Origin of the sequence: Mesorhizobium sp. M8A.F.Ca.ET.057.01.1.1 (genome assembly GCF_003952565.1) — a bacterium.
In the GTDB taxonomy this organism is placed as follows: Bacteria; Pseudomonadota; Alphaproteobacteria; order Rhizobiales; family Rhizobiaceae; genus Mesorhizobium.
Window position 1 is genome coordinate 741,046 of record NZ_CP034454.1, and the last position, 14,269, is coordinate 755,314.

Annotated in this window: 12 protein-coding genes and 2 pseudogenes; 3 read left to right on the forward strand and 11 right to left on the reverse strand. The window is 64.4% G+C overall.

All coding sequences use genetic code 11. The annotated features are described in order from the left end of the window. The first annotated feature begins 134 nt into the window (after positions 1-134). Positions 135-830 carry a DUF1013 domain-containing protein gene (locus EJ077_RS03380; protein ID WP_127278222.1) on the forward strand — a complete coding sequence of 232 codons (696 nt, stop codon included), beginning with the start codon at positions 135-137 and terminating at the stop codon, positions 828-830. Between the two features lie 64 nt (positions 831-894). Here EJ077_RS03380 and EJ077_RS03385 read toward each other — a convergent pair whose 3' ends face one another. The 4 genes from EJ077_RS03385 to EJ077_RS03400 form a co-directional block, all read right to left on the reverse strand. Next, positions 895-1,614, reverse strand: coding sequence for a helix-turn-helix transcriptional regulator (locus tag EJ077_RS03385; RefSeq protein ID WP_208699615.1), 720 nt, complete (start codon positions 1,612-1,614; stop codon positions 895-897). Between the two features lie 72 nt (positions 1,615-1,686). Further along, the gene (locus EJ077_RS03390) at positions 1,687-2,094 is read right to left on the reverse strand and encodes a hypothetical protein (protein ID WP_208699617.1); all 408 of its coding nucleotides are present in this window, start codon (positions 2,092-2,094) and stop codon (positions 1,687-1,689) included. A 65-nt stretch (positions 2,095-2,159) separates the two neighbouring features. After that, positions 2,160-2,750: a DJ-1/PfpI family protein gene (locus EJ077_RS03395; RefSeq protein ID WP_208699619.1), complete on the reverse strand. Its 591-nt coding sequence runs from the start codon at positions 2,748-2,750 to the stop codon at positions 2,160-2,162. Between the two features lie 83 nt (positions 2,751-2,833). Beyond that, complete coding sequence (locus tag EJ077_RS03400; protein ID WP_015315361.1) at positions 2,834-3,001, reverse strand: hypothetical protein; 168 nt, start codon at positions 2,999-3,001, stop codon at positions 2,834-2,836. Between the two features lie 263 nt (positions 3,002-3,264). Here EJ077_RS03400 and EJ077_RS03405 point away from each other — a divergent pair, with 263 nt between their 5' ends. Together EJ077_RS03405 and EJ077_RS03410 are read left to right on the forward strand one after the other, a co-directional pair. Then, on the forward strand, positions 3,265-4,218 hold the full coding sequence (locus EJ077_RS03405; RefSeq protein WP_208699621.1) for a ring-cleaving dioxygenase: 954 nt from the start codon (positions 3,265-3,267) through the stop codon (positions 4,216-4,218). A 97-nt stretch (positions 4,219-4,315) separates the two neighbouring features. Continuing rightward, on the forward strand, positions 4,316-4,495 hold the full coding sequence (locus EJ077_RS03410) for a hypothetical protein (protein WP_189521867.1): 180 nt from the start codon (positions 4,316-4,318) through the stop codon (positions 4,493-4,495). Positions 4,496-4,522: 27 nt separating this feature from the next. On the opposite strand, the gene EJ077_RS03415 is transcribed toward EJ077_RS03410, so the two are convergent. The 7 genes and pseudogenes from EJ077_RS03415 to tkt form a co-directional block, all read right to left on the reverse strand. Then, a complete protein-coding gene (locus EJ077_RS03415; protein ID WP_208699623.1) occupies positions 4,523-5,236 on the reverse strand; it encodes an SGNH/GDSL hydrolase family protein in 714 nt (237 codons plus the stop codon). Positions 5,237-5,374: 138 nt separating this feature from the next. Then, positions 5,375-6,111 (reverse strand): annotated as a pseudogene (locus tag EJ077_RS03420) (DUF899 domain-containing protein). A gap of 178 nt (positions 6,112-6,289) precedes the next feature. Beyond that, the gene (locus EJ077_RS03425) at positions 6,290-7,315 is read right to left on the reverse strand and encodes a class I fructose-bisphosphate aldolase (protein WP_208699625.1); all 1,026 of its coding nucleotides are present in this window, start codon (positions 7,313-7,315) and stop codon (positions 6,290-6,292) included. A gap of 147 nt (positions 7,316-7,462) precedes the next feature. Then, entirely contained in the window at positions 7,463-8,659 is a 1,197-nt protein-coding gene (gene pgk, locus EJ077_RS03430) for a phosphoglycerate kinase (protein WP_208699627.1), read from the reverse strand. Positions 8,660-8,810: 151 nt separating this feature from the next. After that, positions 8,811-10,690 (reverse strand): annotated as a pseudogene (locus tag EJ077_RS03435) (potassium/proton antiporter). A gap of 186 nt (positions 10,691-10,876) precedes the next feature. Continuing rightward, positions 10,877-11,887: a type I glyceraldehyde-3-phosphate dehydrogenase gene (gene gap / locus EJ077_RS03440; RefSeq protein WP_208699629.1), complete on the reverse strand. Its 1,011-nt coding sequence runs from the start codon at positions 11,885-11,887 to the stop codon at positions 10,877-10,879. 212 nt (positions 11,888-12,099) lie between these two features. Further along, entirely contained in the window at positions 12,100-14,091 is a 1,992-nt protein-coding gene (tkt, locus tag EJ077_RS03445) for a transketolase (RefSeq protein ID WP_208699631.1), read from the reverse strand. Positions 14,092-14,269: the final 178 nt, after the last annotated feature.

Below are 14,269 nucleotides of genomic sequence, written 5' to 3' on the forward strand. Positions count from 1 at the left end.
CGGTTTTCTGCGGGCTTTTCCAAAAACATTGCGAAGCGGGCAGGGAACGGCTATACAGGCCCCGAATTTCCCATTTTGGTGGCTCTAAACCACCGCCCGCGCGGGAACGCGGGCGAACGAGAAGGATTTTTGCGATGGCCAATACGCTGCTGATGCCCAAGGCGACCGCCGTCTGGCTGGTCGACAACACCGCGCTTTCCTTCGAGCAGATCGCGCAGTTCTGCGGGCTGCATCCGCTCGAGGTCAAGGCGATCGCCGACGGCGAATCGGCGCAAGGCATCAAGGGCATGGATCCGATCATGACCGGCCAGCTGACCCGCGACGAGATCGCGCGCGCCGAGAAGGACCCGAACCAGCGCCTGAAACTTTCCGACCCCAAGGTGCGGGTGCCGGAATCCAAGCGCAAGGGTCCGCGCTACACGCCGCTGTCGAAGCGCCAGGATCGGCCGAACGCCATTCTGTGGCTGGTGCGCAACCATCCCGAACTCAAGGACGCGCAGATTTCGCGCCTTGTCGGCACCACCAAGTCGACGATCGAGCAGATCCGCGAACGCAAGCACTGGAACTCGGCCAATCTGCAGCCAATGGACCCGGTGACGCTGGGTCTCGCCTCGCAGATCGACCTCGACATGGAGGTCAACCGCGCCTCGCGTGGCCGCGAACAGGCGCAGCCGGTCGGCGACACGCTGTTGCCGGCGGCATTGACCGAGCGGCTGGTGCCGGCGCCGGAGAAGCCGAAGGACGAGGACGCGGAGCTCGACGCCAACGCCGTCTTCGCCAAGCTGTCAGCGCTGAAGTCGAAGGACACCGATAAGGACGACGAGGAATAGGCTTTTCGCCAGTTCGACAAAAAAGCCCGCTTCGAGCGGGCTTTTTTGTGCGATCCGGCAAATCTCAGCTTCGCGCCGCGCGGTCCGGCGCCATGCCGTAGTCCTCGCTCCGCTCCACCGCCCGGTAGAAATCGGCGAGCTGCTTGCCGCGTTCCGGCTTGAAGACGCGGCCGGCGATGACAACCGAGGCGATGCGGTCGATGCGGAAAGCGCGAAAATCATCGCGCATCTCGCACCAGGCGACCAACGTCCAAACCTTGCCCCAGAACCACAGGCCGAGCGGCCTGATATCGCGCGCGGTACCGCGGCCGGCTTCGTCCGAATAGTCGATGGTCAGCACCTGGCGCTTTTCGACCGCGCGCTCGATCAGGTCGATCGCCTCGCGGGCGGCGTCGCTGACCACCCACATCGGCGTGTGGATCTCGGTGCGGGCGATGCGATCCTTTTCGGCATCGGGCAGTACGGCACCGATCTTGACCAGCGCCTCGTCGGCGGCGCGCGCCATGGCAGCGCCGCCAAAGGCGCGCACCATGCGGGCGCCGGCAACCAGCGCCACGATCTCGTCACGCGTGAACATCAGCGGCGGAAGGTCGAAACCCTCCCTCATCATGTAGCCAACGCCAGCCTCGCCGTCGATCGGCACCCCGGTCGACTGCAGGTCGGCTATGTCGCGATAGATGGTTCGCTCGGAAACCTCGAGCCATGTGCCGAGCTTCTGTGCGGTGACCAGGCGGCCACCACGCAGATGCTGCACGATCTGAAAGAGCCTGTCGGCGCGGCGCATCGTTTGCTTCCCCAGTGTCTTTCCCATGCATGCCGTGGCTCCTGGACCGGGTCCACTTCCACATGACATGCATTATGGTTTCAGCCCTTCGCGCTTACGCTGCGCGGCAACGAATTCCGCGCCGAAGGACAGTTTCCTCGTTGTCGGCGTCTTCGCATCGGGCACGCGCCAGAAGGGAGCGATGTCGCGGAGCGTCATGCCGCGTTCAAGGTCCTCCGCGGCCGCCTCGGCGACCGTGCGCAAATGATAGCCTATGGTGACCGGGCATGTCACTTCGGCGCCGTGCTCGATGGCGAGCGCGGTGCGCAACGCGCGTACATCCATCTCGACACCTTCAGGAATCGAGCGGATGAAATCATCGACCTGGCGCGCGGTCGGCACCAGCATGGGCTGGCCCTCGACGACGTCTCCCATCGTGCGCGGCGTTGGTTTCACGCCGTTGATGCCAGGCGTGTTCAGCCTGTCGTTCCAGCTTTTCATCGATCGTCCTCTCGGCCGGCCATGCGCATTTTCCACCATCGCACGCGCCTCCTGACAGCATACTGTCAGGAGGCTTCACCATACTCCTTGGCGAAGAGCGTCCGCATCTGCGCGAGATCACTGCCTTTTTCGGGATAGAGCGTCCGCAGAAAGGCAAGGGCGAAGGTGCCGGGCGCCGAGCCGGGCGCGGAGACGATCCTGCCGTCGGCCACAGCGTGCGGCACGTCCTGATAATTGCCGTCGCCAGCATAGCCGGCTTCGTGTCGGTTGATCCAGTCACGGCCATTGCTGGTATGCCTGGCCTTCTCGAACATGCCGGCTCGGGCCAGCGCCAGCGTCCCGGCGCAAATGCCGCCAACGACACCGCCGCGCGCCGCGACGGCCGTCAGCAGTTCGGAAGCATCCGGCGGCGCCTTGCCCGCCCACTGGTCGGAACCGATGACAGCCACGGCATCGAGATCGATATTGTCATCGGGGTCCGCCGACCGGTCCGGCGTCAGGCGAAAACCGCTGATTCCGGTCACGGGCTTGCCTGCCGGCGTCAGTGACACGGCGCGAGCGCCGAACCACTCGACCGCCGAGGCCGCCAGCAACCCATATTCCCAGTCGGCAAAGCCCTCGATGAAAAGGAAGCCGATTGTCTTGTTATCGGGCATGAGCTCGCTCCATCCCTCGTGCGCCGGACCTGATATCTGGGTGCTGACGGGTCAGCCTCCAACCGCTGGCTTGAAAATTCTGCTCAATTGCCGTGATGGCGACGCTCGGCATACATGTCGGGCCAGCCGATATCCTTGCGAATGTCGGCGGGCAGCGCGTTCATGAACCGCTGCGTGCGGATCTCGTTGCGCATCGTGCGGATCTTGCCGACATAGTGCTGCATGCCGCGCAGAATGGTAAAACCGTTCATGACCAATCTCCTCTCTCTAACTGGAGGCAGTATCGCATACCCCTCCTGACAGCAGTCTGTCAGGAGGATGGCAGGTCGTATCGCGGCAGTTCCGTTCTCGCCGTGGCAGGTCCTCCGGGCGCGGATCGTTCACCAAGATCAGGCTAATCGGGCTGCATTGTTCATCGCCTGGCGACAAATTGTCGGAATAGGGGCCTTCCGCGGGGCGACCGGAGTTCTGATATGAAGGGAGAAAATTCTTCCCCAAAAACAGGGAGACGACCATGAGCATGCAGCTGACAGGAATTCACCATCTGACCGCCATCACCGCCAATGCGCCCGGCAATCTTCACTTTTACACGAAGGTGCTGGGCCTGCGGCTGGTCAAGAAAACTGTGAACCAGGACGATAACTCGGCCTATCATCTCTTTTATGCCGACGGCGAGGCAACACCGGGTACCGACCTGACCTTCTTCGACTGGCCGGTCGGCCGCGAACGGCGCGGCACGCACAGCATCGCGCGGACCAGCCTCAGGGTCGGCAGCCAGGAGAGCCTTGCCTGGTGGAAGCAGCACCTTGCCAGCGAAGGCATCGTGACAGGAGAGATTGCCGATATCGGCGGCTACAAGTCGCTGGATTTCGAGGACCCCGAAGGCCAGCGCCTGCGACTCGTCAGCGATGACGGAAAGGGAGGCAGCCATCCCTGGGCGCAAAGCCCGGTGCCGGCCGAACATCAGATCCGCGGGCTCGGGCCGATCGTCATCAGTGTTCCCGACATCACCGACACCGAGGCGGTGCTGACCAGGGTGATGAACATGCGCAAGGTACGCGACTATGCCTCGCCGGACGGCGAGGGCCAGGTCCACGTGTTCGAAATGGGCGCGGGCGGGCCGGCGGCGGAGCTTCATGTCGCCGTGCAGCCTGGGCTGGCGCCCGCAAGGCAAGGCGCCGGTGCGGTTCACCACGTCGCCTTCAGGGCGCCGGACCAGGAGACGTTGCATCAGTGGACGGCGCGCCTTGCCGAATTCCGGCTGCCGTCGAGCGGCGAGGTCGAGCGGTACTACTTCCGCTCGCTCTATTTCCGCGAGCCGAACGGCATCCTGTTCGAGATCGCCACCGACGGGCCCGGGTTCACCGCCGACGAGCCGCTGGAAACGCTCGGCGAAAGCCTTGCCCTGCCGCCGTTCCTGGAGGCAAAACGCGCTTCGATCGAGGCTAGCCTCAAGCCGCTGAAGTAGATCGTTGCGCGGTCAAGGCGGGCGCCGCGTTCCGGTTCGCGATCGCGGCGCCTTTTCTTTCCGGAGACCGAGCGAACCGCTTTGACAGGTGACGGCGTTGCTGGTCAAAGGCGGCATGACGAAACTCCTCGCCCTTGTCATCGTCGGGTTCATGGTGATCCAGCTCATCAAGCCGCTCGGTTGGCCGGGGCTCAGGCGACGCGGCGATTTCTGGAAATTGGCGCTTCTCGCCATGGCGGCGATTTCGCTGGCGGCCGTGCTCGGGCATTTGACATAGGCTCTCGCAACGCCTGGCCGTCGCTCTTCAGTCGCCAAGCACAGGGTCGACGAGATGTTCCGCCCAGGCCCGGTAGCCGGCCTCCGAGGCATGGAAGCCGTCGGAGGCAAAGCCGGCTTCGGGGTTGGTGATCGGCAGGCGCAGCGCTGGCACCGCGCCGCGTTCAAGGCAGAGGCGTTCACCCATCCGGTTCATCGCGGTGGCGCGGACCTCGAGGATCTTGCCGAGCAGCGACGGCATGGCCGGCGCGCGCGTGAACTCCAGCACCGGCGACCATACCACGCGTGCCTCCGGCCATTTGGCGCCCAGCGCGTAGAGCAGGCCGCCGAACTCCTTCTTGAAGCGCGGCACGGAGTGGAAATTCTTGGTGTCGTTGGTGCCGATGGCGAGCACGATATGCGTCCACGGATCGGCCGACAGATTGGGCAGGACATGGTCGCGGATCTGGCCCGATGTCGCCGAATTGAAGCCAGCGGCACGCCAGCGCACAGCGCTGCCGGTGCGCTGCGCAATCAGCACGGCGAGCTGCGCGGCAAGGCCGTTTTCGGAATTGCCGATGCCGACCGACGCGGCGGAGGAATCGCCCAGCACCAGCAGCGAGATCACTGGGGCCTTGCCTGAGATCTCGTGCATGACCGGGCCTTGCGCGGGCAGCATGCGCGAGGTGCGGCGGCGCACGCCCAACCCCTGCCAGACATAGACCGGGAAGGCGAGCCAGGTGAGGATGGTCGGGAAACGCATGGCAATACCGTGAAATGACGAGGCAGCCTTAGCGCATGTTTTGGTCGGCGTGAACGGATCGCTGCCTCATCGGCCATGTCCTTTTGCTTTGGCGCAATTCCGGACGGAAAACCGTTTCACACTTTTCCTGAAATTGCCCTAGGGGCAAGCGTCGTCCTGCCGCGACCTGTTTCCATAGTCGTCGTGCAACCGCACCCAGTCCATCGACGTCCCGTAGGGCCGGTCTCCCCACGGCCTTTTGGCGCCATGTCGAGATATTGATAGGCGCCGATGAACTGCTCGCTGCCACGGGCGCGCGACATGAAGGTCAGGAAGATGTCGCCGGCTTCTTCCCTGTAGAAGACAGTGGTGCCAGGCAGGTCCTTCGATGTCGACACCGGTGTCTCGAAATTATAGACGGCTTCGCCGGAGGCGATCTGCCTGTCAGTGAAGGAGACCTGCATGTCGAAGTTGAAATCCGAGGCGTAGGAAGACACCCAGTCGAATTTCCATCCCATGCGCTGCTTGTAAGGCAGCAGCTCGGCGAGCGGCGCGCGCGCGATCACGACAAGCGACACGTCATGATGCCTGAGATGCTGGTTGGCGCCGTCTATGTGATCGGCGACGAAGGCACAGCTCTCGCAGTGATGCGTCGAGCCCGGCGCGAACACGAAGTGGTAGACGATCAGCTGGCTGCGGCCGGCGAAGAGATCGGCCAGTTTCTTCGGTCCGTGTTCCGTCTCGAAGACATAATCCTTCCGCACCTTCAGCCAGGGTAGCTTCCGCCGCTCGGCCGCAACGCGTTCGCGTAACCGCGTCAGTTCCTTCTCGCGGTTTAGATGTGCCTTGTGGGCCTCGAACCAGTCTTCGCGCGAAACGACCTTGTTGCGATGCATGAACATCTCCCTGTCTGCACCCCAAGGACGTACGGGATAGGCGCGAGCCGACATCGCCGCTGCCAGGAATGCCCAGAGGAAATAAGAATGCGAATGCTTTGCCCCAAGGCCGGCGCGCGCCAAAACAAAAACCCGGGCACGTCGGCCCGGGTTTGGAGGGAAGGGATGGCAGGGGGCTTCAGGCAGCCTGTTCTAGGCTCGCCTTCCATTTGCCGAGTGCGGCCAGATGGTTCATATGGGCGCGGTGGGTGAAGGCAGCCTGGCCGGCGGCGATGTTCGATGCCTTGCCGCTCCAAGCCTTCTGCGGCGCGGCCTGCAGCGCGCGGCCGTAGGAGAAGGTCAGCTTCCACGGGTGCGGGCCGATGGCGTTGATGGCGTTGAGATTGGCGGTCGCCTCCTCGTCCTCCTGGCCGCCGGAGAGGAAGGCGATGCCCGGTACCGCCGCCGGCACCGTCTCGCGGAACAGCTTTATGGTCTTTTCGGCGACGTGCTCGGGACTGTCCACGGTCCCCGACTTCTTGCCCGACAGGACCATGTTCGGCTTCAGGATCGTGCCTTCAAGCACGACGCGGGCCGCGTAGAGCTCGTCATAGAGCCTTGTCAGCGTCGCCTTGGAAACGTCGTAGCAGGTGCCGATGTCGTGGGCGCCGTCCATCAGCACTTCAGGCTCGACGATCGGCACGATGCCGGCCTCCTGGCAAAGGGCGGCATAGCGGGCGAGCGCATGGGTGTTCGCGCCGATCGAGGTGGCCGAGGGGACGCCCCTGGCGGTGTCGATGTCGATCACCGCGCGCCATTTGGCGAAGCGGGCGCCGAGCTTATAGTAGTCGGCAAGCCGTTCGCGCAGTCCGTCGAGGCCTTCGGTGACGGTGTCGCCGGGAAAGCCAGCCAGCGGCTTGGCGCCGGCATCGACCTTGATGCCGGGAATGGCGCCTGATGCCTTGATGATGTCGACCAGAGGCGTGCCGTCGGCGGCCTTCTGGCGGATGGTCTCGTCATAGAGGATGACGCCGGAAATGTACCTGGTCATCGCGTCCTTGGCGCGGAACATCATCTCGCGGTAGTCGCGGCGGCTGTCGGCGGTCGATTCGACACCGATGACGTCGAAGCGCTTCTTGATGGTGCCGGAGCTTTCATCGGCGGCCAAAAGGCCCTTGCCGTTGGCCACGATCGCGGCGGCAATGTCTTCGAGACGTTCGCTCATTCTGCTTCTCCTGACACGGTTGATCTGCGCCTAGCAGAACACTACCGCCAAAGGAATGACGCCGGAAAGCTCGAATCGATTGAAAGTCGCCGGCGCTGCCGCCGGCTCCCTTCGAGTTGATCGAATTGCCGGGAGCGGCCGAACGCTTCAGCGCTTCAGCACGTCGACGCCGGGCAACGGCTTGCCTTCCATCCACTCCAGGAAGGCGCCGCCGGCGGTCGAGACATAGGTGAAATCGTCGGCGACACCGGCATGGTTGAGCGCCGCCACCGTATCGCCGCCGCCGGCGACCGAAACCAGCTTGCCGGCCTTTGTGCGCGCGGCCGCATGCTTGGCCGCCGCCACCGTGGCGTGGTCGAACGGCTCGATCTCGAAGGCGCCGAGCGGACCGTTCCAGACCAGCGTCGCGGCGCGGTCGATCCACTCCCCGATCGTCGTCACGGTCTTGGCCCCGACGTCGAGGATCATGCCATCGGCTGGCACGTCGGAGATGGCGACGGTCTCGCAGGCGGCGCCCGCCTTGAATTCCTTGGCGACGACGCCGTCGACCGGCAGGATGATGGCGCAGCCGGCTTCGGCGGCCTCGATCATGATCTGCTTGGCGGTCGGGGCCAGGTCATGCTCGCAAAGCGACTTGCCGACATCGGTGCCGCGCGCGGCGAGGAAGGTGTTGGCCATGCCGCCACCGATAACCAGCGCGTCGACCTTCTTCACCAGGTTCATCAACAGGTCGATCTTGGTCGAGACCTTGGCGCCACCGACGATGGCGACGACCGGACGCACCGGATTGCCCAGGCCCTTCTCCAGCGCCTCGAGTTCGGCCTGCATGGTGCGGCCGGCAAAGGCCGGCAGCAAGCGCGCCAGCCCTTCCGTCGAGGCGTGCGCCCGGTGGGCCGCCGAAAAGGCGTCGTTGACGAAGATGTCGCCATTGGCGGCGAGCCGTTCGGCAAAGGCGGGATCGTTCTTCTCCTCGGCCTTGTAGAAGCGCGTGTTTTCGAGCAGCAGCACGTCACCCTTGTCCATGGCGGCGACAGCGCTCCCCGCCGTGTCGCCGACGCAATCAGAGGCGAAGCCGACGGGGCGGCCGAGCACCTGCGCGGTGGCCCTGGCGATCGGCTCGAGCGAGAACTCGGCCGTGGGGCCATCCTTGGGTCGGCCGAAATGGGCGAGCAGGATGACCTTGGCGCCCTTGCCGGACAATTCGGCGATGGTCGGCGCGATGCGCTCGATGCGGGTGGCGTCGGTGACCTTGCCGTCGGCGACGGGAACGTTGAGGTCGACGCGCACCAACACGCGCTTGCCGCCGATGTTGCCGATATCGTCCAGTGTCTTGAAGGCAGCCATGCCGGTCCCTTTCGTCTGAAAATCGCCGGGACCATACCCCGCATCGGCGGCGATGCAAGGCTTAGGCCGGGGTCGGATGCGAAATTTTGAGACGGGCGGGGACATAGTCCGTGAAGACCGCCCGGCGTATGTCGGGGCGGTGCAAACGGTGTCAGCGTTCGACCGATGCCTTCTCGACAGGCGGCTCAGGGGTGTCATCCGCTTGTGCCGCCACCTGCGCCTCGGCCGGCTTGCGCCAGTTGCGGATAAAGGCGCTCAGACGGTCGCCCATCTCGCCGGCGCTGAGGAAGACCGGCACGCGCGCCACCGGCGCGGTCGGCTCGAACGACAGGCCCAGACCCGAGATCCTGCCCTTCTCGTCGACATCCCTGACGATCAGCTCGATCGGGCCCAGCAACACGCGATCGGCATATTCGGCATGGCCGCCGAGCCGCGCCGTGACCAGCGCGCCGACGGTCTGTTTCTGCTCGGCCTCGGTGAGACCGGGCGCATAGGCGGCTTCCAGTTCGGCTGCGGAACGCGCCGGATCGACGGCGAAGGCGCCGAAGAAATCGGCATCCTCCGGGTCGACCACGGCGCGGCTGGCAAACAGCTTGTCGAGCAGGCGCGGATAGCGGTCGGGCACGAAGATGTAGACCTGATCGCCGGCGGCGAGCCGGCCCATGTCCTGGAAACGCATCGAACGGCCGTCACGCAGCACCAGCGAGGGCCGCGCCCAGCGCGGGATGCGCTCGCCGCGCGCCACCGGACTGCCCGGCGCCACGCGATAGGCAAGGAGCTCGTGATGCGCGGAGCCGGGCAGTTCCAGCTCAACCTTGTCCAGCGGTCCGAGCCGCGCCGGCACGATCAGGCCGAGGCGCCGCGCCAGCGGGCCGACCGTCCAGCCCTGGATGACCAGCGACACCAGAACGATGATGAAGGCGGCGTTGAAGATGGTGCGGCCGTTCTCTAGCCCACCGAGCAGCGGTGTGATGGCGAGCAGGATAGAGACGGCGCCGCGCAGGCCGACCCATGAGACGAAGGCGACTTCGGGACGCGGCAGGCGGAATGGGATCAGGCAGAGCCACACGGCGACAGGTCTGGCAATGAACATCAGGAACAGGCCAAGCGCTATCGCAGGCACCATGATCGCCGGAAATTGCGAAGGCGTGGCGAACAGGCCGAGGATGAGGAACATGATGATCTGCGCCAGCCACGACATGCCGTCCTGGAAGCGCTTCAGGATGGTGACGGCGCGGATGTCGGAATTGCCTGCGATGAGTCCGGCGATGTAGACCGCCAGGAAGCCCGAGCCGCCAATTGCGCCGGCGGCCGCGAAGACCATCAGCGACAGGGTCAGCACGAAGATCGGCAGCAGGCCATGGTCGAGGTTGAGCCGATCGACCAGGCGTACGATGGCGAGGCCGCCAAGCACGCCGACGATGGCGCCGAGGCCCATGTTGACCAGGAAACCGAGGATCAGATTGGTGACCAGGACATTGGCTTCGGGATTGGCGTGGGCGGCGATGATCTCGACCAGCGTGATGGTCAGGAAGATGGCGATCGGATCGTTGGTGCCCGATTCCACCTCGAGCGTGGAGCGCACGCGCTCGCGCAGATTGATCTCGCCGGCACGCAACAGGAAGAACACCGCCGCCGCGTCGGTCGAGGCGACGGCGGCACCGAGCAGGAAGGATTCCAGCCAGCTGAGATCGAGCAGATAACAGGCGGCGGCGCCGAACAGGCCGGTGGTGAGAAGCACGCCGAAGGTCGCCAGCGACAGGGCCGGTCCTGCCGCCTGCCGCAAGGCGTTGAGCGGCGTGCCGAAACCGGAATCGAACAGAATGACAGCGAGCGCCAGTGACCCGGCAAAATAGGCGATACGTGCGTTGTCGAACTGGATGCCGAGGCCGTCGGTTCCGGTAGCGAGCCCGATGCACAGAAACAGGAGCAGGAGGGGGCGCCGAAGCGGAAGGCGATCAGGCTCGAAAACGCGGCGGCGACAACAAGCGCCGTGCCGACCAGCGTAACGAGATAGATCGCATGCTCCATCCGTGATTTGCCCCTCGAATTCCTCTGTCTGCTGGCTTTACGGGAGAGTGGGGCGAAGGCGTGACCAGTGCAAGGCGGGAGGGTGGTTTTTTGCCCCGCGCCGCCGATTTTCGCGTTGCTGCTCCGGCAAACGAAAACGCCCGGACGAAGCCGGGCGTTTCGAGTGTCGGGAAGACGGATCTTCGATCAGGCGATGGTCTTGCCGAAAGCCACGGCGGTGTCGCCCATGCGGTTCGAGAAGCCCCATTCATTGTCGTACCACGACAGCACCGAAACGAAGTTGCCGTCCATCACCTTGGTCTGGTCGAGCGCCATGATCGACGAGCGCGGATCGTGGTTGAAGTCGATCGACACGTTCGGGTGATGGGTGACGCCGAGAATGCCCTTCAGCTTGCCGTTGGAGGCGGCGATGACCGCCTCGTTGATTTCCCGCACGGTGGTCGAGCGCTTGGCGATGAACTTGAAGTCGACGACCGAGACATTCGGCGTCGGCACGCGGATCGAGATACCGTCGAGCTTGCCCTTGAGGTCTGGCAGGACGAGGCCGATCGCCTTGGCCGCACCGGTCGAGGTCGGGATCTGCGAAAGGGCCGCGGCGCGGGCGCGGTAGAGATCCTTGTGCATGGTGTCCAGCGTCGGCTGGTCGCCCGTGTAGGAATGGATCGTCGTCATCATGCCCTTTTCGATGCCGACCGTCTCATGCAGGACGGCCGCCAGCGGTGCCAGGCAGTTGGTGGTGCAGGACGCATTCGAGATGACGATGTGGTCCTTGGTCAGCTTGTCGTGGTTGATGCCGTAGACGACGGTCAAGTCGGCGCCGTCGGCGGGAGCCGAGACCAGCACGCGCTTGGCGCCGGCGGTCAGGTGCGCGGCGGCCTTGTCGCGGGCGGTGAAGATGCCGGTGCATTCGAGCGCGATGTCGACGCCGAGTTCCTTCCACGGCAACTGGGTCGGGTCCTTGATCGCCGTGACCTTGAACTTCTCCTTGCCGACGGTGATCTGGTCGCCGTCGACCGACACTTCATGGGGGAAGCGGCCGTGCACGCTGTCAAAGCGCAGCAGGTGGGCGTTGGTCTCGACCGGGCCGAGATCATTGACGGCGACGACCTCGATGTCCTTGCGGCCGGACTCATGGATGGCGCGCAGGATGTTGCGGCCGATGCGGCCAAATCCGTTGATGGCAACTCTGACGGTCATTGTTCTCTCCCTGAGAGCTGGAAGGCAGACGATTGGTCCGCAGGTTCATAGCGGCGGACGGGCGAAGAATCCAGCCGCAGCGGGCTGGATTTAAATCGATTAGGTTAGGCCAGTTCGGCGAAACCGCTTTTCATGCGATCCCGCCGGGGATTTATTTTGTGCATGTCGTTATCCCAAAACCGCGATACACTTTTGGGCGACATGCCCGGGCCTCACTTGCCATGCAGGCGGGCTTCAGCTGCCTTGGCAGCCGCATCGGCGGTGATGCCGAAATGTGGATAGAGCTGCTCGATGGTGCCGGAGGCGCCGAAGCCGGTCATGCCGACGAAGATGCCGTCCGAGCCGATGAGATGATCCCAGCCCTGGCGGATGCCGGCCTCGATCGCCATCTTGATCGGCGCGTCGCCGATGGTCTTCTTGCGATAGGCGTCGCTCTGCTTGTCGAACAGTTCGAAGCAAGGCACCGAGACGACACGGGTCGGGTGGCCATGCTTTTCCAGCAGGTCGCGGGCGCCGAGCGCGATCTCGACCTCGGAGCCGGTGGCGAAGATCGTCACCGCGGCTTCACCGCTGGCGGCGGCGAGTTCATAGGCGCCCTGGCTGCTCAGGTTCTTTTCGGTGAACTCGGTGCGCACGGTCGGCAAGTTCTGCCGGGTCAGCGCCAGCGTCGACGGCGTCTTTTCGGATTCGAGCGCGATCTGCCAGCATTCGGCGGTTTCCACGGCGTCGGCCGGACGGAACACGTTGTGGTTGGGAATGGCGCGCAGGGCCGCCAGGTGCTCGACCGGCTGGTGGGTCGGGCCGTCTTCGCCCAGACCAATGGAATCGTGGGTCATGACGAAGATCGAGCGGATGCCCATAAGCGAGGCAAGCCGCATCGACGGGCGGGCATAGTCGGAGAAGCACATGAAGGTGCCGCCATAGGCGATGAGACCGCCATGCAGCGTCAAGCCGTTGATCGCGGCAGCCATGCCATGCTCACGGATGCCGTAGTGGACATAGCGCTGGCCGTAGTCGTCCGGCGTGATGTTCTTGGTCTGACTGGTCTTGGTGTTGTTGGAGCCGGTCAGATCCGCCGAGCCGCCAATGGTCTCCGGCACCGCGCCATTGATCACTTCGAGCGCCATTTCCGACGATTTGCGGGTGGCGACTTTCGGCTTGTCGACCGAGAGCTTCTTCTTGTAGTCGGCGATGACGGCGTCGAAATTGCCCGGCAGCTTGCCGGCGAGGCGGCGCTCGAACTCGGCCTTCAGCTTTGGCTCGGCCTTGGCGAGGCGGCCTTCCCAGTCGGTGCGCGCCTTGGCGCCGGCCTTGCCGGCGGTACGCCAGGCGTCGAGGATGTCGGCCGGAATCTCAAAGGGCGGCGAGTCCCAGTTGAAGAACTTGCGCGCGCCCGCGATCTCGTCAGCGCCGAGCGGCGAACCGTGCGCCTTGTTGGTGCCGGCCTTGGTCGGGGCGCCGAAGCCGATGGTCGTCTTGCAGGCGATCATCGTCGGCTTGTCGGAATGGCGGGCAGCTTCGATGGCATAGGCGATCGCTTCCGGATCGGTGCCGTCGATATGGCTGGCGTTCCAGCCGGAGGCCTGGAAGCGGGCGACCTGGTCGGTGTTGTCGGCGAGCGACACCGGGCCATCGATCGAGATGTTGTTGTTGTCCCAGAAGACAATCAGCTTGTTGAGCTTGAGGTGACCGGCAAGCGCGATGGCTTCCTGGGAAACACCTTCCATCAGGCAGCCGTCGCCGGCCAGCACATAGGTGTAGTGGTCGACGAGGTCGTTGCCGAAGGCGGCGTTCATGATGCGCTCGCCGAGCGCGAAGCCGACCGAATTGGCGAGGCCCTGGCCGAGTGGGCCGGTCGTGGTCTCGATGCCAGTGGCATGGCCGTATTCGGGATGGCCCGCCGTTTTCGAACCCAGCTGGCGGAAGTGCTTGATCTGGTCGATGGTCATGTCTTCGTAGCCTGTCAGATGCAGCAACGAGTAGAGCAGCATCGAGCCATGGCCGGCCGACAGGATGAAGCGGTCACGGTCGGCCCAGTGCGGGGCCTTGGGGTCATATTTCAGGAAGCGGGTGAACAGCACCGTGGCGATGTCGGCGCAGCCCATGGGCAGGCCGGGATGGCCGGAATTCGCCTTCTCGACGGCGTCCATGGAGAGAAAACGGATCGCATTGGCCATCCGGTCATGTTGTTCACGCGACGTCATGGTTCCTCCGAGGTGGGAGTTTGCGGGCTTGGGAGAGCCCTTGAAAAGGGTGCGCGACACATAGCAGGCGCGGGCTTTTAGTCAACAAATCGGGTGCAGATTTGCCGGTCTTGTGATGCCGCGGGCGGGTCTACATTAGCGTTAGCGGGGACAGTCGCGAGAGCTTTGTTGACGTTGC

Bases quoted from the DNA above. Each gene is read 5' to 3' on its own strand.
- EJ077_RS03385 (WP_208699615.1), bottom strand. From the start codon at position 1,614: ATGCGCCGCGCCGACAGGCTCTTTCAGATCGTGCAGCATCTGCGTGGT.
- gap (WP_208699629.1), bottom strand. From the start codon at position 11,887: ATGACCGTCAGAGTTGCCATCAACGGATTTGGCCGCATCGGCCGCAAC.
- EJ077_RS03405 (WP_208699621.1), top strand. From the start codon at position 3,265: ATGAGCATGCAGCTGACAGGAATTCACCATCTGACCGCCATCACCGCC.
- EJ077_RS03380 (WP_127278222.1), top strand. From the start codon at position 135: ATGGCCAATACGCTGCTGATGCCCAAGGCGACCGCCGTCTGGCTGGTC.
- tkt (WP_208699631.1), bottom strand. From the start codon at position 14,091: ATGACGTCGCGTGAACAACATGACCGGATGGCCAATGCGATCCGTTTT.
- EJ077_RS03425 (WP_208699625.1), bottom strand. From the start codon at position 7,315: ATGAGCGAACGTCTCGAAGACATTGCCGCCGCGATCGTGGCCAACGGC.
- pgk (WP_208699627.1), bottom strand. From the start codon at position 8,659: ATGGCTGCCTTCAAGACACTGGACGATATCGGCAACATCGGCGGCAAG.
- EJ077_RS03395 (WP_208699619.1), bottom strand. From the start codon at position 2,750: ATGCCCGATAACAAGACAATCGGCTTCCTTTTCATCGAGGGCTTTGCC.
- EJ077_RS03400 (WP_015315361.1), bottom strand. From the start codon at position 3,001: ATGAACGGTTTTACCATTCTGCGCGGCATGCAGCACTATGTCGGCAAG.
- EJ077_RS03390 (WP_208699617.1), bottom strand. From the start codon at position 2,094: ATGAAAAGCTGGAACGACAGGCTGAACACGCCTGGCATCAACGGCGTG.
- EJ077_RS03415 (WP_208699623.1), bottom strand. From the start codon at position 5,236: ATGCGTTTCCCGACCATCCTCACCTGGCTCGCCTTCCCGGTCTATGTC.